The following is a 20,325-nucleotide window of genomic DNA, read 5'->3' as shown; positions in this document are numbered from 1 at the left end:
ACATCCCCCTCAGTCTCTGACAGCGACAAAAAAGCCGCGACAGGCGCGGCTTTTTCAGACTCAGCGAAGGCGGCGTTTAACCGCGCGGACGCATCGCCGGGAACAGGATCACATCACGGATCGAATCGCAGTCGGCGAAGAACATTACCAGACGGTCGATACCGATACCTTCACCCGCTGTCGGCGGCAGGCCGTACTCCAGCGCGTTGATGTAGTCATCGTCGAAGTGCATCGCTTCGTCATCGCCGGCATCTTTCTCAGCCACCTGGGCGCGGAAACGCTCTGCCTGGTCTTCGGAGTCATTCAACTCGGAGAAGCCGTTGGCTACTTCACGGCCACCGATAAAGAACTCGAAACGGTCAGTAATGAACGGATCGTTATCGTTACGGCGCGCCAGCGGCGATACTTCAGCCGGGTACTCAGTGATGAAAGTCGGCTGGGACAGACGGTCTTCTACGGTTTTCTCGAAGATCTCGATCTGCACCTTGCCCAGGCCATAGCTGTCTTTCAGCGGGATGCCCAGCTTATCGGCCACGGCACGCGCTGATTCGATATTATCGATATCGGACGCGGACAGTTCCGGGTTGTAGTGCAGAATAGAGTCGAACACGCTGATGCGGGTAAACGGCGCACCCAGGTCATACTCCTGACCCTGATAGGTCAGCGTAGTGGTACCCAGCACATCTTTTGCCAGGGTACGCAGCATCTCTTCGGTCAGGTCCATCAGATCGTTGAAGTCCGCGTATGCCTGGTAGAACTCCAGCATGGTGAATTCAGGGTTATGACGGGTGGAAAGACCTTCGTTACGGAAGTTACGGTTGATCTCGAACACCCGCTCGACACCGCCGACAACCAGACGCTTGAGGTACAGTTCCGGCGCGATACGCAGGTACATATCGCGGTCCAGCGCATTGTGGTGCGTGATAAACGGACGTGCAGAAGCACCACCTGGAATCACCTGCAGCATCGGTGTTTCGGCTTCAACGAAGCGACGCTCTTCCAGGAACTTACGGATACCGGACACAATCTTAGAACGCACTTCGAAGACGCGACGCGACTCTTCGTTAGTGATCAGATCGACATAACGCTGGCGATAGCGCATTTCGGTATCCTGCAGGCCCTTGTGCTTATCCGGCAGCGGACGCAGGTTCTTGGTCAGCAGCTGGAACTCACCCATATCGACATACAGGTCGCCCTTGCCGGATTTGTGCAGCTCACCGCTGATACCGATGATATCGCCCAGGTCCAGGCTCTTGGCAAACTTGCGCGCTTCCTTGTTAACGTAGAACTGGATACGACCACTCATATCCTGGATAACACCGAAGGCACCGCGGTTCAGCATTACACGACCGGCAATACTTACCTTGATACCTGATTCAGCCAGCTCTTCTTTACTCTTATCGCCGTACTGCTCCTGCAGGTCCTGCGCGTAGCTGTCGCGGCGGAAGCTGTTCGGGAAAGCGTTACCCGCTTCACGCAGGGCCGCCAGTTTTTCACGGCGCTCGGCGATCAGGCGGTTTTCATCTTGTGGCTGAGTGTTGTCAGACATCTTGGTGTTAAACCTTTCTATTCAGTTCTGTTCTATTCGGTATCTTAAGCAGCGGCCTGTGGATTACAGGCCGGCTTTCAGGCTGGCTTCAATAAAGAGATCCAGGTCGCCATCCAGTACTTTGTCACAGTTGCTGGACTGCACATTGGTACGCAGGTCCTTGATGCGCTGGTCATCCAGTACATAGGAGCGGATCTGGCTACCCCAGCCGATATCAGCCTTGGTATCTTCCACTTCCTGCGCAGCTTCACGGCGTTTCAGCATCTCCATCTCGTACAACTTGGCACGCAGCTGCTTCATACAGAAGTCGCGGTTCTGGTGCTGCGAGCGCTGGGACTGACACTGCACGACGATGCCGGATGGCTCGTGGGTAATACGGACCGCGGATTCAGTTCGGTTAACGTGCTGACCACCGGCACCGGAGGCGCGGTAAACGTCGACACGCAGGTCGGCCGGGTTGATATCGATCTCTACGTTATCGTCGATCTCAGGCGAGACGAATACCGAGGAGAAAGAGGTATGACGACGGCCGCCGGAATCGAACGGTGACTTACGTACCAGACGGTGAACGCCGGTCTCAGTGCGCAGCCAGCCAAAGGCGTACTCGCCTTCAAAGCGGATAGTGGCGGACTTGATACCGGCCACATCGCCATCGGAGACTTCGATCAGTTCGGTCTTAAAGCCTTTCGACTCACCCCAGCGCAGGAACATACGCAGCATCATATTGGCCCAGTCCTGGGCCTCAGTACCGCCGGAACCGGCCTGGATATCGAGGAAGGCGTTGTTGATGTCGGCTTCACCGGAGAACATACGACGGAACTCAAGCTTCTCCAGCTTGGCCATCATTTCGGCCACTTCAGCCTCAACCTCGGCCACGGTGTCTGCGTCGTCTTCTTCGACCGCCATATCCAGCAGGTCGCGGGAGTCTTCGACGCCTGAAGTCAGCTCATCGATGGTTTTGACAATCCCCTCCAACGCAGCACGCTCTTTACCCAGCTTCTGGGCATTTTCCGGATCGTTCCACACGGCCGGGTCTTCCAGCTCGCGCTCTACTTCTTCCAGGCGATCTTTGTTGCCATCGTAGTCGAGATAACCACGCAGCTCGGTTGTGCGCTCAACAATATCTTTCAGACTGTTGATGATGGGATTGATTTCCATTGTCCGGCTCAAAACTCGAAGTGTTAAAAAAAGGCAGGCATTTTACCTGAAATCGGGGTCAGTTTGTATCGCTTGCGCCCTGTTGCGCGACAAAATTTCGCCGCCCGGGATCAGGCCGGAAATTCCGCCCGCAGCTGCTCTACCCAACGACTGACCCGTTCGGCGGTCTCGCCATGCTGGCTGTCTTCATCCAGCGCCAGCCCGACAAACTGACTGCCATCGTCCGTCAGCGCCTTAGAGGCTTCAAAATTATAGCCCTGGTTTGGCCAGTAGCCGATCATCTCAGCACCACGTGCCTGCAGCTTGTCATGCAGCAAGCCCATGGCATCAAGGAACCACTCGCCATAACCGATCTGGTCACCCAGGCCAAACAGGGCACAGCGGGTACCACTGAGGTCGAGCTGGTCGATCTCATCCCAGAGGTCACCCCAGTCCTCCTGCAACTCACCGAAATCCCAGGTCGGGATGCCAAAGATCAGCTGCTGGTAGTGAGGTACGGCCGCCAGGCCCTCATCGGCTATATCGTGTTGCGTCAGCTCAGGGCCGAACTGCTCCGCAATCGCCACGGCTACATCTTCGGTGTTACCGGTGGTAGAACCAAAAAACAATCCAATCATCGATAGTGTCGCCCGTTAAAAAATCCAGGGAATTGTCACAGATAACGTTATCCAAACAAAAAAGCAGCTCATCTGAGCTGCTTCGTTCACACCGCGCAGGGCTTTTATTTCTGCGGCGGTGCAAAGGCAGTAAAGGAGTCCTGGGTCAGCTTGCCGATCATCTCCCGCGCCTCATTGAGGGCCGCAATGTTCTGCTCGCCGGCATTACGCAGGGTTTCCTCCAGCTCGGCGGCATAAGCCCGCTGCAGCGCCATCAGGTCTTCCGGTGACTGACACTTGGGCAACTCGCGCGTCTGCTGCATCGTCGCTTCGATACAGGCGCGGGTGCACTCCAGCTGCCGGCGCGAGATATCTTCCAGCATCCGGGTCTGGATATTCACCAGATCTTTAAACGGCTCCATCGATTCAGTCAGTGTCTTACTCATATCCTGAAACATACTCTGTACCTTTCCTTATTATTGTGTCGCGACCTGTCAGCGGCAGTAACAGATGTGCGGTGCCATCGACTAGGGTCGCCCGGTTGTTATGGCAGGCGCCAGGCTCGGCCCTTACTGTAACGGCAATCGCACGGCGGTGCCATATCAGGGCACCTGCGAATAGCATATTCAGCACAGGCTATTCTCGCGGTGCGGCGCACTGAATACCTTGACGACAATCAGCCGGATCACCGTTAAACTTCAGCTACAGATAATAATCAGGGATAACACGATGCGTTTACTTCATACCATGCTGCGGGTGGGCGATCTGGATAAGTCGATCTCCTTCTACACCGATATCCTCGGTATGCGTCTGCTGCGCCGCAAAGATTACCCGGAAGGTAAATTCACCCTGGCCTTTCTCGGCTACGGTGACGAATCCGAAAACACCGTACTGGAGCTGACCCATAACTGGGGTGTCGCCGGCTACGAGCAGGGGAACGCCTTCGGCCATATCGCCATCGAGGTAGAAGATGTCTACAGCGCCTGTGATTCGATTAAGGCCAAGGGAGGTCAGGTGGTGCGCGAAGCCGGCCCGATGAAAGGCAGCAGCACTATCCTCGCCTTCGTTGAAGACCCGGATGGCTATATGATTGAGTTACTGGGCGCCAGATCCGGTAAGGGCTGATGCCTTATTCAGGCCGGGAAACCTCCCGCCCCGGCCCCGCGCATCCCGGCCCGGGGCGCCGATAATCCTTGTCACTGATCAATTATTCAACGCTGGGCACACTTTTTTTCTGGCATCTGCGCCTGCAAACTGTCCGCTGATTGCGCTAGAATGCGCCAACATTAGCGACTTCTAAAGTAAAGTTCTCAGATAACAGCCGCCAGCCGTACCCGATCCTGTACATTTTATCTACAGCTAAGCGTGGTTATAATGGCGGCAATTTTAAGAACCCTAATCAGTTAACAGGCCAGGTTTTCGATGAAAAAACACGCGCTTCTTGCAGCAAGCCTGCTGCTCAGCCTCCAGGCGACATATACCCTTGCCGCCGATCTGGGTAAAGCTACCCGCGCTTTCGATCAGCAGGACTATTCTGTTGCGCTGGATGAACTCAAGCCGCTGGCGAAAGAGGGCAATCACGATGCCTCCAACATGCTGGGACAGATGTATGAAAACGGCTGGGGTGTCGATAAGGACCTGGACCAGGCCAAGCGTCTGTATACCCGTGGCGCCAATATCGGCCACCTGGACAGCGTTAACAGCCTGCGCGGCCTGAAAAACAAGGAATACCAGAAAGAGCTGGTGAAGGTTCGCCAGGATGCCGAGTCCGGCAATGCCGCCGCCCAGAACCGTCTGGGTGTGATGTATGAATTCGGCTACGGCGTGAAACGTTCTCCTGAGATCGCGCTCGACTGGTACCGCAAGGCCGCTGACAAGAACTATGTCGCCGCCCTGCACAATATCGGCCGTTGCTACAACTTCGGAACCGGCGTGGCGCAGAACTTCAGCGAAGCCGAGACCTGGTACCGTAAAGCCGCCGAACAGGGCCATACTGAAGCGATGTTCTTCCTCGGCACCCTGTACTCCAACGATCACGGCCGCGAGCGCGCCTACGACAGCAATATTATCGCCTACGCCTGGATGCATAACGCTTCCGAACTGGGTAATGAAACCGCTGCCGCTATCGAGAAGCGCCTGGTAATGAAGCTCAGCGAAAGCGAACTGAAAACCGCCCAGGCACTGGCGAATGACTACCAGAGCCGTTACGTCGCACCGTACAAGAACTGAAGCCGGGCCTGACGTTCCAGCGACATCGCCGGACTGAACAGCATGCTCAGTCCGGCGACTTCCCTGCCCCAACCGCCCCGCCCTCTGCCTGCCCCGCCCCCGGATTCAGCAAAGCCTCTGTCTTTCTGTCGTACAGCCGATCCCTTTCAGCGCTCTGGAGTGGTATATTTCGCGCCCCGGGATTTTGAATTAATCAGGCAACACTCATGAGCAGCACCTCATCACCTGTCGATACCTTATCTACCGTATCCGCCAGCCAGCGCCTGGCCGCGATCCTGATCAGCATCGCGCTGGCAGCCTCCGCCTGGTGGCTCAGCACGGAGCAACAGGGCCGTGATGGCTGGCTGCTGCTGATTGGCGGCGTGATCGGCCTGGCGCTGTATCAGGCCTCCTTCGGCTTCACTACCGCCTGGCGCAACCTGATCCTGCAACGGCGCGGTAAGGGCCTGAGGGCCCAGATGGTGATGCTGGCGCTGGCCGTGTGCCTGTTTTTTCCGGTACTCAGTGCCGGAGAGCTGTTTGGCGATTCCGTCTTCGCACTGGTGCGACCACTGGGCTGGTCGGTCATCTGCGGCGCCTTTATCTTCGGTGTCGGCATGCAACTGGGCAATGGCTGCGCCTCCGGCAACCTCTACCATGCCGGCGGCGGCCAGATGCGGGCGATTCCCAGCATGATAGGCTTTGCCGCCGGTGGCCTCTGGGCCACCGCAGACTATGAGTGGTGGCAGAACCAGCCACAACTGGAGCCGGTCTCGCTGATCCGGGATTTTGGTGCCGCACCGGCGATCGCCCTGAACCTGATGCTGTTTGCCGCCATCGCCCTGCTGACGATCTGGCTGGAAAAGCGCCGCTACGGCGACTGGGAACGGGATACCGAAGGACAGGGCCTGCCTCTGGCTCGCCGCCTGATGCGTGGCCCCTGGCCGCTGATCTGGGCCGGTATCGTGCTGGCGCTGATGAACTTTGCCACCCTGGCGATGGTGGGACGTCCCTGGACGGTAGCCCTGGCCTACCCTCTTTGGGGTGCCAAGGCCGCCATGCTGCTGGAACTGGATCTGGAGATCGATTTCTGGAGCTACTGGACTCAGCCGGGACGGGAAGATGCCCTCTATGCGCCGCTGCTGGAGGACGCCACCAGCCTGATGAATATCGGCATTATCGCCGGCGCCCTGCTGGCCGCAAACCTGGCGGGCCGTTTCTCGTTTGAATGGCGCCTGCCGCCGCTGCACTGGCTGGCCGCCTCGATTGGCGGTGTTATGCTGGGCTACGGTGCCACTATCGCCTTTGGCTGTAATATCGGTGCCTTCTTCGGCGGTATTGTCTCCGGCAGCCTGCACGGCTGGCTCTGGCTGGTGGCCGCCTTCTTTGGCAGCCTGCTGGGCACCCGCCTGCGGCCACTGTTCAGATTACAGTGACGCTGGCTGCCAGCCGCTGAATTGGTAGAATGCCCCATCACCCAACAGAGCAGAAAGACCATGAGACGCCTTTTTCCCGAGACCTTTGATGAAATCCAGATCGCCAACCCCGTACGCCGCCTCGGCGCCATGGTCTACGATGGCATGGTGATCCTGGCGCTCTGGATGGTGGTCGGCATTATCGCAGTGGTGATCAACGACGGCCAGGCCGTCACCGGCCCCGGCTTCCAGACCTTCCTGTTTGTCCTCACCTACGGCTTCCTCGCCTACTTCTGGACCCGTAACGGCCAGACCCTGGGCATGGCCGCCTGGCGTCTTCGGGTACAGACCACCAACGGCGAATCGATCAGCCTGACCCAGGCCCTGATTCGCTTTATGGTCGGCCTGATTTCGCTGCTACCGGCGTTTGCCGGCTTCCTCTGGGCCTTTATCAACCGCGAAAAGCTCACCTGGCACGATATCGCCAGCGGCACCTGCGTGGTACAGCTGCCCAAGAAGGATAAGAAGAAAGAAAGCGGTAAGCGGTAAACATAAAAAAAGGAGCCACAGGCTCCTTTTTTTATGTTTCGAGCACTATCCCGCCCGCCGCAGCAACAGGATACCTACCAGGTAACAAGCGATAATCGGCACCAGCACCGCCAGCAGCGGCGGGAAGGCAAATACCGCACTGGCTGGCCCCAGTACATCCTGAATCAGCTTAAACACCAGTCCGACGATCACCCCTGCGATCAGGCGCTGCCCCAGCGTCACCGAACGCAGCGGGCCGAAGATAAAGGACACCGCGACCAGTACCAGGCCGAGAATCGCTACCGGCTGCAGCACCTTGGTCCAGAACGCCACATGATACTCCGCCGCCTGCAGCCCCTGGCCGCGCAGGTAGTCGGAGTAGTAGTTGAGACCGCTGATCGACAGGTTGGCCGGCTCCATCACCACCACGTTCAGCAGCGACGGCGTCAGGCCGCTCTGCCAGAGCTCCTCTTTCCGTTTCACCACTTCGGTGCGGTCCGGATAGAAACGGGTATCGCGCAGAAACTTCAGCTTCCAGCCGCCCTCGACATATTCACCCTCGCGGGCAAAGCTGGCCTGTTGCAACTGCCGGTTCTCATCAAACTGGTAACGGGTGACGCCAAACAGGCGGCCATCGGTGGCAACCGCATCGATATGGATAAAGCTCTGCCCCTCCCGGTGCCAGGCCCCCTCGTTCAGCTGCGAACGGCGACCATCCTGTGCCATCATGCGTACCCGGTGAGTCTGGGCGGTCTGCTCGGTTTGCGGCACCACATACTCACCCAGCAACAGCGAGGCAGTAATAATCAGCAACACCGGCTTACAGACGGCGACGATAATGCGCTGGGTGGAGATCCCGGCGGCACGCATCACCGTCAGCTCGGAGCTGGAGGCCAGGGTGCCCAGTCCCACCAGAGCGCCGATCAGGCAGCTCAGCGGCAGATACTCATAGAGGCGGCGTGGGCTGGTCAGGGCGACATACCACATCGCCTGGGTCAGGTCATAATGGCGGCTCAGATCCGGCAGCTGGTCGACCAGCGCGAACATCAGATCCAGCCCGATAATCACCAGTGCCACGATAAAGACTGCGCCGCCCACCTGGCGGGCGATATAGCGATCCAGACGGGTCATCATGCGCGTTTTCTCCTTATCCAGCCAAACGGACTCGGCAGGCGGTCAAACAACCGCTGCCAGTGCCGTCCGAAGAAGATCATATTGGCGGCCAGCAGCAGGAAAGCCGCGTGCAGCAGCCAGAAGGCCTCCACGCCCGTCTCACCATCCTCCACCTTGCTGCGCACCGTGCTCAGCAGGGTCAGGTAGGCCAGGTAGAGCAGGATCGACGGCAGCAGGCGGGCATAGCGGCCCTGACGCGGATTAACCTTACTCAGCGGCACCGCCAGCAGGGAAACGATCAGTACCAGTACCGGGATCGACATCCGCCAGTGCAGCTGGGCCTGTTCGGCCGGTATATCCGACTCCAGCAGGCGCATCGTCGGCAGCGCTTCCAGCTTGGTCACTTCCTGTCGCACCTCCGGGTTATCCATCCGCACCCCGTAGGTCTCGAAGCCGAGGATACGGTAGTCAGCATGGCCCGGCAGGCCCTCATAGCGCTCGCCGTTCTGCAGCACCAGATACTGGTTGCCGCTCTGCGGGTAGAAGGTGCGCTGGCCGGATTCGGCCAGGGTCACCGCCACCCGGTCATCCGGCAGCTGCTGCAGGACGAACACCTGCCCCAGATGGCCCTCTTCATCGATATTGTCGGTATAGGAGACCGAACGGCCTGAGCTGTCGTACTGGAAGCGTCCCACAGTGATCGCCTCCAGCTCGCTGCGGGATTTCTGCTCGTTGAAGACATGAATCATCTTCTCCGCCCCCAGCGGCGACAGGTAGAAACTGAGGAAGCCGACAAACAGCGACACCATCAGGGCCGGCCCCAGCGTCTTGCGCATCAGCTTACGCTCGCTCATGCCGCAGGCGTGCAGCACCGTCATCTCACTTTCGAGATAGAGGCGGCCATAGCCAAGCAGGATGCCGAGAAACAGCCCCAGCGGCAGGATAAGTTCCAGAAAGCCGGGCAGACGGTAGGCCATAATCAGAAACAGCACGCTGGGTGAAAACTCACCGGCCGCGGCATCAGCCAGATATTTGATAAAACGACCGCTCATGATGATCATCAGCAGTACCGTGGTCACAGCCACCATACTCAGCAGGATTTCACGAGCTAAATAACGAAAAACGATCAAAGCGGATACTCTGTCAGGATCGACAAAATGGTTTATAGTGCATGGCAAACGGGAACCGGCCGCAACTTAACGCCTGCGAGCCCTGCCGCTGCCTGAAAAGTATAGGCACCGAAAGGCGGCATTATCCTTCAATCTGTACAGAATGTCTTGTTTTGGAGCCAGCATGGATTTCGAAATCGTCAACGGAAATATCACCTCTCTGGAAACTGAATGTCTGGTCGTCGGCATTCAGGCCGACGCGACCCTGACCCCGTCAGCCCGCGAGATCGATCAGGCTGCATCCGGCTATATCCAGGAGATCCTGAATGCCGGCGATATTCAGGGTAAGAGCGGCGAGACCCTGCTGCTGCAGAAAGTCCCGGGCATCAGCGCCCGTCGCGTACTGCTACTGGGCCTCGGCAAAGCCGACGAGCGCAGCGACCGCGGTTCGCGCAAACAGATCACCGCCGCCATGGCTGTGATCAAATCCACCAGTATCAGTTCCGCCGTATTCGCGCTGGACAAGCAGGTGGGTGCCGATGACGACCTCTACCGTCAGGTGCGTCAGCTGGTCGAGTGGTCCGGCAGCGAGCTGTACAACTACGACGAAACCAAGAGCAAAAAAGCCGATCCGCTGAAGCTGGAACTGCTCGGCATCGTGATCGGGGAAGATGACAACGAGATCGCCGAATTCGCCCTGCTGGATGGCGTAGCCCTGGTTAACGGCATCAGCACCGCGCGTGACCTGGGCAACCTGCCGGGCAACGTCTGCACCCCGACCTACCTGGCGGAACAGGCAGTTGAACTGGCCGAAGAGGTCGATAACCTGACCACCACCATCGTCGACGAAGACGAGATGGCCGAACTGGGCATGCACAGCCTGCTGTCGGTCGGTCACGGCAGCGAACAGCCATCCAAGCTGATCGTGATGGAGTTTAAGGGCGCGCAAGCGGACGAAAAACCCCATGTACTGGTCGGCAAGGGCATCACCTTCGACACCGGCGGCATCAGCCTGAAGCCGGGCGCGGCGATGGACGAAATGAAATTCGATATGTGTGGCGCCGCCAGCGTCTTCGGTGCCGTCACCGCCCTGTGCGAGATGCAGCCGGAGATCAACGTAGTCGCGATTATCGCCGCCGCCGAGAACATGCCAAGCGGTCACGCCACTAAGCCGGGTGATATCGTCACCACTATGTCCGGCCAGACCGTTGAGATCCTCAACACCGACGCCGAAGGCCGTCTGGTACTGTGCGACGCCCTGACCTACGCCGAGCGTTTCGAGCCTCAGACCGTGGTCGATATCGCCACCCTCACCGGTGCCTGCATTATCGCCCTGGGCCACCATGCCACTGGCCTGCTGAGTAACGACGACGACCTGGCTGCCGAGCTGCTGGCTGCCGGTGATCAGGCTGCCGACAAAGCGTGGCGCCTGCCGCTGTGGGATGAGTTCCAGGAACAGCTGGATTCCAACTTCGCCGATATCGCCAACATCGGCGGCCGCGCCGGTGGCACCGTCACGGCGGCTTGCTTCCTGTCCCGCTTTACCAAGAGCTTCCGCTGGGCGCACCTGGATATCGCCGGTACCGCCTGGAACAGCAACGGCAAGGCGAAAGGCGCCACCGGCCGCTGCGTACCACTGCTGACTCAGTACCTGCTGAACCAGTCCGCCGGCGATGCCAGCGACGAAAACGGCGACGACTAAGCATTGATGGCTCAGGCTGACTTCTATGTCCTGCCCGCGGCTGCGCCCGAAGCGCGCAGCCGCTTTCTCTGCCGCCTGGTGGAGAAGATCCAGGGGCTGGGCCATCAGATCTATATCCACTGCCAGGATGAAAGCGATGCCGAAGCGGTGGATCAGCTGCTGTGGGAGTTCCGGCCCGACGCCTTCCTGCCGCACAGCCTGATCGGCCAGCGGCCGGAAGATTCACCGATCCGCCTCGGCTGGGGCAACCACCGTCCCAACCAGCAACAGGTGTTTATTAACCTGGCGCTGGATATCCCCGACGATGCCCTGCAGTTCGAGCGTATCCTCGAAGTGGTGGTGCAGACCCCGGATGTCCTCGACGCCACCCGGCGCAACTACAAGCGCTACCAGGACAACGGCATCGAGATTCGCATGAACGATATGCGCAAGAAACGCTGAAGCCCGGCCCGAGAGCAGCCCGCTGCTCTCTGCTTCCCCTCAGCAAGCCCTCTCGCCCTGCTCCCTATCGGAATTCACCATCAGCCGGTATAATCGGCCGATTACCTGCGCCCGCCGTTTAATCCGTTTTACGGCCGTGCGGGCCGACATGACAAGTAGCCAAGAATTCCTGAGATCAGCATCGCAATGGATACAACCTACCAGCCCCATGAGATAGAGAAATCCTGGTATAAAACCTGGGAAGACAACAACTACTTCGCCCCTTCCGGCGAAGGTGAAGCCTACAGCATCATGATCCCGCCGCCGAACGTCACCGGCAGCCTGCATATGGGTCACGCTTTCCAGCACACCATCATGGACGCGCTTACTCGCTACAAGCGCATGCAGGGTAAAAACACCCTGTGGCAGGTCGGCACCGACCACGCCGGTATCGCCACCCAGATGGTGGTAGAGCGTAAACTGGCCGCTGAAGAGGGTAAGACCCGTCACGACCTGGGCCGTGAAAACTTCATCGACAAAATCTGGGAATGGAAAGAGGAATCCGGCGGCAACATCACCCGCCAGATGCGCCGTCTCGGCGACTCCGTTGACTGGGCAAACGAACGCTTCACCATGGATGAAGGCTTCTACAACTCCGTTCAGGAAGTGTTTATCCGCCTGTATGACGAAGGCCTGATCTACCGTGGCAAGCGCCTGGTTAACTGGGACCCGAAACTGCACACCGCCATATCCGACCTCGAAGTGGAAAACAAAGAGGTTAAGGGCAAGATGTGGTACCTGCGCTACCCGCTGGCCGATGGCGAGAAAACCGCTGCCGGTGAAGACCACATCGTCGTCGGCACCACCCGTCCGGAAACCATGCTGGGCGATACCGGCGTCGCGGTTAACCCGGACGACGAGCGTTACCAGAGCCTGATCGGCAAGTTTGTCGAACTGCCACTGGTCGGCCGCCGTATCCCGATCGTCGCTGACGAACACGCCGATATGGAAAAAGGCACCGGCTGTGTGAAGATCACCCCGGCACACGACTTCAACGATAACGAAGTCGGCAAACGCTGCAACCTGCCGATGATCAACGTCCTCACCTTCAACGCCGATATCCGCGACGAAGGCGAAGGCTTCAACACCGACGGCACTCCGAACAACGACGTCGACGTCACCATCCCGGAAAAATACCGTGGCATGGAGCGCTTCGCCGCCCGTCGCGAAATCGTCGCCGACTTCGAAACCGCCGGCCTGCTGGTAAAAATCGAAGAAAACGATATGACCATCCCGTACGGCGACCGTGGCGGCGTGGTGATCGAGCCGATGCTGACCGACCAGTGGTTTGCCGACGCCAAGACCCTGGCCAAGCCTGCAGTTGAAGCAGTCGAAAACGGCGACATCAAATTCGTACCGAAACAGTACGAAAACATGTTCTTCGCCTGGATGCGCGATATCCAGGACTGGTGTATCTCCCGTCAGCTGTGGTGGGGCCACCGTATCCCGGCCTTCTACGACAATGAAGGCAACGTCTACGTTGCGGGCAGCGCCGATGCCGCGCGCGAGAAGTACAACCTGGCCGCCGACCTCGAACTGAAACAGGACGACGACGTGCTGGACACCTGGTTCAGCTCCGGCCTGTGGACCTTCGGTACCCTGGGCTGGCCGGAACAGACCGAGCGTCTGAACACCTTCCACCCGACCGACGTGCTGGTAACCGGTTTCGACATCATCTTCTTCTGGGTTGCCCGTATGATGATGATGACCATGCATCTGGTGAAGAACGAAGACGGCACGCCACAGGTTCCGTTCAAGACCGTTTACGTTACCGGCCTGATCCGCGACGAAAACGGCGACAAGATGTCCAAGTCCAAGGGTAACGTACTGGACCCGCTGGATATGATCGACGGCATCGAGCTGGACGCCCTGCTGGAAAAACGTACCGGCAACATGATGCAGCCGCAGCTGGCCGAGAAGATCGGCAAGCGTACCCAGAAAGAGTTCCCGGAAGGGATCTCTGCCCACGGCACCGACGCCCTGCGCTTCACCCTGGCAGCACTGGCCTCCACCGGCCGTGATATCAACTGGGATATGAAGCGTCTGGAAGGCTACCGTAACTTCTGTAACAAGATCTGGAACGCCGCCCGCTACGTGCTGATGAACACCGAAGGCGAAGATTGTGGGCAGAACGGTGGCGAGGTAGAACTCTCCCTGGCTGACCGCTGGATCGCCGGTGAGCTGCAGCGCGTTGAAGCCGAAGTCACCAAGCACTTCGACGAATACCGCTTCGACATGGCTTCCTCCACCCTGTACGACTTCATCTGGAACGAGTACTGCGGTTGGTACCTGGAGCTGTCCAAGCCGGTACTCTGGGACGACAACGCTTCTGCCGAAGCCAAGCGCGGCACCCGCCGTACCCTGGTGCGCGTACTGGAAGTACTGCTGCGTCTGGCGCACCCGATCATGCCGTACATCACCGAAGAGATCTGGCAGTCCATCAAGGAACTGGCCGGTGCCGAAGGCGACAGCATCATGCTGCAGCCCTACCCGGTTGCCGACAACAGCAAGATCGACGACAGCGCCGTCGCCGAGATCAACTGGCTGAAAGGCGTGATCACCGGTATCCGTAATATCCGTGGTGAGATGGGCATCTCCCCGGCCAAGGAACTGCACGTGCTGTTCAACAACGGCAGCGAAGCAGACAAGACACGTCTGGCAGCCAACGAAGCCTTCCTGTCCAAGCTGGCCTCCGTTGAGAAGATCACTTGGCTCAACCCGGGCGACGAAGCACCGATGTCCGCCACCCAGCTGGTTGGCAACATGGAAGTGCTGGTACCGATGGCCGGCCTGATCGACAAAGACGCCGAACTGGCCCGCCTGCAGAAGTCCCTGGACAAGCTGCAGAAGGAAGTCAGCCGCTTCGAAGGCAAACTGAGCAACGAACGCTTCGTCTCCAACGCCCCTGCGGACGTAATCGCCAAAGAGCGCGAGAAACTGGAAGAAGCCAAGTCTGCCCATGCCAAGCTGGCTGAGCAGTACGCTAAGATCGAAGCGCTGTAACAACAGAGCTACGCGAAGCGCGCTGCGAGCGGCGCGCTAAAAGCGCAACAGCTTAAAAGCAAAAAGCCCGGTACTGGTATCAGTACCGGGCTTTTTTGTGGGCCTTCGGAGCGGCGCGTGGCGCGCTAAGAACTGCGCGCGGATAGCGTTTACATCGCCCAATCCTTGTATGGTCGTGTCTGTCTGGGTTGATTCATCGTGGCTACTTCGGGCACACAAAAAGGCAGCTGATTAAGCTGCCTAAATTGTTACTGAAGTGGGAGGCGCTGTCAGGTAAATACCATCACTGTTCAGCCTGTCGATCCACAGAGATACGATGCATAAGCTCAAAGTGATGCCTTATTGTAAGCTTCTTCATCGTTGCTAGATTCGTTTGGCAACCACCTTCATAAATAGTCATCAGCTGCTGGCACGCTTCCGACCACTCTAAAATGTCTTGGTTTTCACTCAAGAACTCTTCCAGCTTTCCTAGCGCTTCTTCTAGAAGAATTGGAACCTCTTCCGGCACTTTCCTAGGGTCAGACAGGAAATGTCGAATATTAATTTCGTCCTCTCCTTTATAAGTAATGTGGAGAACAGCAGTGATAGCCTGCCCTCCTCCTTCACTATAGTGGTCACCAATTATTGAAAAGTCACCGAACCCAATATAGCCACTTTCCTTATACGTCAAATAGAGATCTGAGAAAAACTCTTCTAACTTATTAGCATATTCAGCATTAGGGCTCCTTCTATTGAACCCATCTTCAATCAATACGAGCTTACTTCCCTCAAAGCCATCGCGATAAGATGTACTGCAATCATTTTTTATGAAGAAGTGCTTATTTAATCTAGAATTTTCACTGAGAAAATTTTTCAGACCGGCTACATCACCGAATCTTCCATTATGGATAATACTAAAAACTTGATTTGGATATCTCTGCAAAAAGTGCTCCACTTGGCTTAGAGACACATCTTCATTGACAATAAAAGCAAGCTCTGTTTCAGGATAATTTGAGACTACGATATCAATTACAGCCTCAGATTTTGCCTGGCTCTTAGACATATCTCCAACCTGAGGATTAGCTACAACTATATATTGAGCCTTTGCCTTAGAAAGCACATCAATACACTTAATAAGATCTCTAGTTCCTTCCCTTACAGGCTCTATTATCGGAACAGATCCACTTTCATATATTTTAGAAGCTGCCTCCCTTATTGCCAAAAGTTCATACTGCTTTCCTCTCAAATAACAATGATACATTATCGTACTCCTTTACAATTTATAAAGTCATCTCACATGAAGCTTTAAATATAAGCTTTTAAGCAGTCTTTCATTTAGCCTCTCACTCAACAATAAAGATATTATAGAGGCAGGCATTTGACTCAAGATATCTTTCTCAGATTTTGAAATCCCTCTCTTCCTCATTGCATGCACAAATTCACGATGAAGTTGATCCTTACTCATATTCCGAAAAATATTCGCAACTTCCCTCTTTATTTCCGATGGTTTCCCTGATGGGATATAGCCATATTTATTCTTTACAATATTTAGATACTCTCCCCTTCTCAAACACCCCAATATGCTATCACTACAGATATTATCTATGTTTGATTCAGCTTCTCTAACCTGAGATAGTGAGTATCGATCGGTTAGTTCGTAAACGCCTATATGATCCTCAATATGTAGAAATACTTTATCAACCTTTTCTTTAGGAACAACCACGTACACTTTATCAAAAGCACTGGAGTACGATGCAATCTGATCTCTTAATCTTTCAAAAGAGTCAAATGAGCTTTTTATTTCATAGGCCGTTGACGTCCCATTAAAAACCGCTACATCAGCAATAGATCTTCCAACCTTGAATTCTGATATATAGTGGCAGTTCGATAGCTTATGCCGCCCCCTCACTATCTTTGTAGCTATTGCATTCTTAAATACATATTCGTTTCTATAATTAACTTTAAGCTTTTCAAAGCAACCTTCAAAAAAATCTAACAAACTTACACTATCAAGATCAATTTTATCGCGTCCTACTTCGCTCAAAATTCTTTCAAGATCAGCACTACCACCATGCCTAGCTAAGCCTGATATTATACTTCGGCTAAAAACCTTGCTTAGCAGTTGATACTCACGTTGTGTTGATATATTTATGTTCATGAGTAATTCACTCATTAATCAGAGGGATATAGTATTGCAGCAATCTATGAGTATATCAAAGATACATACTCTGATAGACGCTGCGAGCACCTCTGAGCTACATACCACTCTAATGCCTTAGCTGTGTTTACCTGTTTCATTTACACTGACCAATCGGATTCCGATGCACTAAGCTCTCCGCCAATCGAGCCTTTACTTCATTCAACTGGTAGCCTTGCTTGGCTGAGAAACGAATTAAAGGTAATTCCGCATCTTTACAAACGCTCCCCAGGAACTGATCCCGCTGTTGGCGCTTTTTGGCGTTATGACTTTTATCATCCAGCTCAATCACACAGACCGGTGTCAGGTCACCGGCCTTGCAGATCACAAAGTCAAAATGCTTAGAACTGATGGCGTTAAAGGCTCGCTGCCACTGGCTGCGGTTACGGCTGGGTTGGGGTTCGATCAGGTCGGCAACACGCACCTTGCCAAAGACCCGGTAGCGGTTATCCACAACCTGATCTAAAACACCAAGAAAGGAGCGTTCTGCAGGGGTAAAGAGTGCGCCCTTAGGCCGGTAGCCGAGGCTGCTGCTTTGATCGGTGGTGTCGGCGCTGTTTTCGCTGTTAGCCTTTGCTTTCAGCAAAACCATCAGCACGGCGAAAATCACCAGTGGTAGAAGAATCCATTCCATCGCTGTTCCCTGCGTTTAGGCTGGCTTGCTTACTAATGAGTAGCCGCCCGTTAAACAATCCCTGATACGAACTATGCCTGAGTAACCGGCTATTTTACGCCGCTTTCAAACACGTCAGTAGTACACTTTATGGTAGATAGTCGTTTTATTGCTCTGGTGTCGTTGGGTGATTGCAGGTATCTCGTTCCCACAGTCTGAGACTGTGAAAGTATGCGTAGGTTGGTGACGAGGAGTGCAACGACGAATCCCAACATTGCCGTGAAGCAGGTAATTTTGCCGAAACTAGCCCCCTTTTTCTGGGGTTCGCAAGCTCACCGCCAGCCTACACCTATTTCGTTTGGAATAGATTCACAGCCTCGGAGCGCGGGAACCAGGGTCACAAACATATCTGCTATCAGTGCCAACAGCGAGTCCGAACTCCTTTTCATCGCGACCGGAGGTTGCTGCTACAAAAGCCTGCAAGTCCCGGTTAACGGCGAATAAACCAGCACCATCCGTGGATTTCGCTCCTCAACCCACGCTACCCAAATACTTGCCGAAACCTCTACTGGCACGATATCAATCCCATCTGTGCAGCGGAGCACTGCAGTGGCTTTCGGATTCGAAAACGGTTTTGTCTGACGAACGAATGTGAGGAGTTTTAACCGTTTTCCGAAAGGCGCGAAGCGCGTACGGGCTGTCTGCACAGTTGGGCCGCCCGGGAGTCCAGAGGGGGCGGCGGAACGCCCCTTTGGGGCCGAAAGGCCGAAGTAGAAATGAGCGATAGCATGGTTTACCTGAACTGAATTAGCTTATTGGTTCCACTTAGCCTGAGATCAAACAACCGTTATCTGCCCCTCTGCCAATGCTGATTTTGTGGTTGTTCATTTTCTTTACTCGCATAAAGAAAACGAACCAAAAGAAAGTGCGCCCCGCGACTTGTGGGCTACGCCCATACCCTGCGCTTGCCGCCTGCTGCGGGGCGTGCTGTAAACTCCTCGCTACGCTCGTCAGACAATCAGCCCGCTAATCCCGCCTCAGCCGTCAATGCTCGGCTGCGTCGAAGGGGATTGGTCACTTCGTAGAAGGATTATCTGGTACTGATCTAGTTAGGATTAGCCTAACTTATTAGTAACTGCCAAGATTGAACCGGATATCAATTCCAGTGTTACACTCCTGACCAACTTAAACCGCAAAATCATGGATGAATTATGTCGGCTCAGGAAAAGCCACCAGCAAAGCTACGCAGCCTTGTGGAAAACCACAGCTATCTATTAACCACTATCAGTACACTGATCAGTGTTTTAGCTCCAGCCGGGTATATCTCAGGGTATACCTATCACATGACGTATTTACACATGTACGGTGTTAGTAGCGACGTTTTTGAACTAGCCGCAACCGAGGCCTATACGAACTCCTTTTATGTAGTTTTCTTGTATATGGCTGATTGGATGCCTGAAGTTTTCTCCCTAGAAATGGCTAAGCGGTTAAGCATTGGGATCCTGATATTCACGCTTGTAATTTTCATGATATTTAGAGCTGGACGCTGGATAATTGAGAAACAAGATCGCTCCACTACAGATACTAAATACCCTTATCCCTTCAGATACTTACACCCAAAAAACAATGACTTAAGCAAAGTTGCCATCGCCGTGGCACAGCTGATAGTTAGTTTTAAAAGACCAGCCAATGCCGGACTGATTGTTGTCCTGATTTGGATGGCGATTCCCGCCTTTAGCGGCCTGAAAGCTCAAGACTTGGCAAAGGCTAGCATTCAAGGATTCATGGAAAAGGGCTGTGTGCAGGAACAAAAAACACAATTATCCACATGCACTAAGCTCGTCTCGAAAGATAACCGGGTATTGGTAGAGGGGTTGTTGGTCGCCGTATCTGGCAATAAAGCCGCTTTCTTTACCCAGCAAGGCAGCCTGATTCTGACGGTGCCCACTGATGCACATTTGGTTAGAGAACTTATGCCTTCTGCCTTATCAGATAAGACCAACCCTGAAACCACCCTGTCAATCGCGGGCGGAGATTCTGCACAGTAGCGTGATGCTTGCGGCTATCGGAAGAGATAGCCGCCTTGTTCTGACGCGACCGGAGGTTGCTGCTACAAAAACCTGTAATCCTAGGTTAGTTGTGAATAACTCGGCACCATCCGTGGATTTCGTACCTCAACTCACGCTACCCAAAAACTCGCCAAGATATCTACGGGCACGAAATTTATCCCATCGGTGCAGCGGAGCGCTGCAGCGAATAGATAGGCATTCCTACCTTATTATCCATGCATGTAGCCTGGGTTGAGCGAAGCGAAACCCGGGGGAGTTTTAACCGTTTTCCGAAAGGCGCGAAGCGCACACGGGTTGTCTGCACAGTTGGGCCGCCCGTGTAGTGGTCAACTAATTCCGGACAGTAAGATAGGATCTTCCTCTGCCTTTGCAGGAGGTAATCCATTGTTATATTGATGTGGCCGTTGCCAGTTGTATCGCTCCATCAGATAGAAGCTGATGTCTCGTTGGGCTTCTCTTGTTGATTGATAACCCGTAATAGGCATCCACTCGGACTTGTAACTGCGAAAGAGTCTTTCCATTGGCGAGTTGTCCCAACAATTGCCTCTCCGGCTCATGCTCTGCATGATTCGATAACGCCACAGCCGCTGACAGAAGGCACGACTG

18 protein-coding genes are annotated in these 20,325 nt (G+C 55.2%); 8 read left to right on the top strand and 10 right to left on the bottom strand.

What is annotated here, in order from left to right; genetic code table 11:
- Positions 1-76 precede the first annotated feature (76 nt).
- The 4 genes from lysS to Q354_RS0114620 form a co-directional block, all read right to left on the bottom strand.
- A complete protein-coding gene (lysS, locus tag Q354_RS0114640) occupies positions 77-1,549 on the bottom strand; it encodes a lysine--tRNA ligase (protein WP_027858260.1) in 1,473 nt (490 codons plus the stop codon).
- A 63-nt stretch (positions 1,550-1,612) separates the two neighbouring features.
- Entirely contained in the window at positions 1,613-2,707 is a 1,095-nt protein-coding gene (gene prfB / locus Q354_RS0114635) for a peptide chain release factor 2 (RefSeq protein ID WP_036230019.1), read from the bottom strand.
- A gap of 110 nt (positions 2,708-2,817) precedes the next feature.
- On the bottom strand, positions 2,818-3,324 hold the full coding sequence (gene fldB, locus Q354_RS25930; protein WP_036230016.1) for a flavodoxin FldB: 507 nt from the start codon (positions 3,322-3,324) through the stop codon (positions 2,818-2,820).
- Between the two features lie 104 nt (positions 3,325-3,428).
- The gene (locus tag Q354_RS0114620) at positions 3,429-3,761 is read right to left on the bottom strand and encodes a phasin family protein (RefSeq protein WP_027858258.1); all 333 of its coding nucleotides are present in this window, start codon (positions 3,759-3,761) and stop codon (positions 3,429-3,431) included.
- Between the two features lie 271 nt (positions 3,762-4,032).
- On the opposite strand from Q354_RS0114620, the gene gloA reads away from it, so the two are divergent.
- The 4 genes from gloA to Q354_RS0114600 all read left to right on the top strand — a co-directional run bounded on the left by gloA (position 4,033) and on the right by Q354_RS0114600 (position 7,475).
- A complete protein-coding gene (gene gloA / locus Q354_RS0114615) occupies positions 4,033-4,428 on the top strand; it encodes a lactoylglutathione lyase (protein WP_027858257.1) in 396 nt (131 codons plus the stop codon).
- 297 nt (positions 4,429-4,725) lie between these two features.
- Positions 4,726-5,532 (top strand): tetratricopeptide repeat protein, encoded by an 807-nt coding sequence (locus tag Q354_RS0114610; protein ID WP_027858256.1) that lies wholly within the window; start codon positions 4,726-4,728, stop codon positions 5,530-5,532.
- Positions 5,533-5,738: 206 nt separating this feature from the next.
- Entirely contained in the window at positions 5,739-6,947 is a 1,209-nt protein-coding gene (locus Q354_RS0114605) for a YeeE/YedE family protein (RefSeq protein WP_027858255.1), read from the top strand.
- Between the two features lie 60 nt (positions 6,948-7,007).
- Positions 7,008-7,475 (top strand): RDD family protein, encoded by a 468-nt coding sequence (locus Q354_RS0114600; protein WP_051560166.1) that lies wholly within the window; start codon positions 7,008-7,010, stop codon positions 7,473-7,475.
- A gap of 45 nt (positions 7,476-7,520) precedes the next feature.
- On the opposite strand, the gene lptG is transcribed toward Q354_RS0114600, so the two are convergent.
- Both lptG and lptF read right to left on the bottom strand, forming a co-directional pair.
- Complete coding sequence (gene lptG / locus Q354_RS0114595) at positions 7,521-8,588, bottom strand: LPS export ABC transporter permease LptG (protein WP_245601055.1); 1,068 nt, start codon at positions 8,586-8,588, stop codon at positions 7,521-7,523.
- Positions 8,585-9,697: an LPS export ABC transporter permease LptF gene (gene lptF, locus Q354_RS0114590; RefSeq protein ID WP_027858252.1), complete on the bottom strand. Its 1,113-nt coding sequence runs from the start codon at positions 9,695-9,697 to the stop codon at positions 8,585-8,587. Before lptF ends, lptG begins: the two co-directional genes overlap by 4 nt.
- A gap of 163 nt (positions 9,698-9,860) precedes the next feature.
- On the opposite strand from lptF, the gene Q354_RS0114585 reads away from it, so the two are divergent.
- The 3 genes from Q354_RS0114585 to Q354_RS0114575 all read left to right on the top strand — a co-directional run bounded on the left by Q354_RS0114585 (position 9,861) and on the right by Q354_RS0114575 (position 14,861).
- Positions 9,861-11,378, top strand: a complete 1,518-nt coding sequence (locus tag Q354_RS0114585; protein WP_027858251.1) for a leucyl aminopeptidase — start codon at positions 9,861-9,863, stop codon at positions 11,376-11,378.
- Between the two features lie 6 nt (positions 11,379-11,384).
- The gene (locus tag Q354_RS0114580) at positions 11,385-11,819 is read left to right on the top strand and encodes a DNA polymerase III subunit chi (RefSeq protein WP_027858250.1); all 435 of its coding nucleotides are present in this window, start codon (positions 11,385-11,387) and stop codon (positions 11,817-11,819) included.
- 186 nt (positions 11,820-12,005) lie between these two features.
- A complete protein-coding gene (locus tag Q354_RS0114575) occupies positions 12,006-14,861 on the top strand; it encodes a valine--tRNA ligase (protein ID WP_027858249.1) in 2,856 nt (951 codons plus the stop codon).
- 283 nt (positions 14,862-15,144) lie between these two features.
- Here the strand turns inward: Q354_RS0114575 and Q354_RS0114570 are convergent, their stop codons facing one another.
- The 3 genes from Q354_RS0114570 to Q354_RS0114560 all read right to left on the bottom strand — a co-directional run bounded on the left by Q354_RS0114570 (position 15,145) and on the right by Q354_RS0114560 (position 17,671).
- The gene (locus tag Q354_RS0114570) at positions 15,145-16,101 is read right to left on the bottom strand and encodes a sce7725 family protein (protein WP_027858248.1); all 957 of its coding nucleotides are present in this window, start codon (positions 16,099-16,101) and stop codon (positions 15,145-15,147) included.
- Positions 16,102-16,128: 27 nt separating this feature from the next.
- Positions 16,129-16,998, bottom strand: coding sequence for a sce7726 family protein (locus Q354_RS25925; protein WP_051560165.1), 870 nt, complete (start codon positions 16,996-16,998; stop codon positions 16,129-16,131).
- Between the two features lie 136 nt (positions 16,999-17,134).
- The gene (locus tag Q354_RS0114560) at positions 17,135-17,671 is read right to left on the bottom strand and encodes a DUF2726 domain-containing protein (RefSeq protein ID WP_027858247.1); all 537 of its coding nucleotides are present in this window, start codon (positions 17,669-17,671) and stop codon (positions 17,135-17,137) included.
- 1,190 nt (positions 17,672-18,861) lie between these two features.
- Between Q354_RS0114560 and Q354_RS0114555 the strand changes: the two genes are divergently transcribed.
- A complete protein-coding gene (locus Q354_RS0114555; RefSeq protein WP_156948366.1) occupies positions 18,862-19,698 on the top strand; it encodes a hypothetical protein in 837 nt (278 codons plus the stop codon).
- Between the two features lie 347 nt (positions 19,699-20,045).
- Here Q354_RS0114555 and Q354_RS27940 read toward each other — a convergent pair.
- A partial coding sequence (locus tag Q354_RS27940) for an integrase core domain-containing protein (RefSeq protein WP_156948364.1) occupies positions 20,046-20,325 on the bottom strand: 280 nt, incomplete at its 5' end.

Origin of the sequence: Marinobacterium jannaschii DSM 6295 (genome assembly GCF_000620085.1) — a bacterium.
Classification (GTDB): Bacteria; Pseudomonadota; Gammaproteobacteria; order Pseudomonadales; family Balneatricaceae; genus Pontibacterium; species Pontibacterium jannaschii.
Note: the sequence above shows the minus strand (reverse complement) of the source record. Positions and strands in the feature narration are given on the sequence as shown.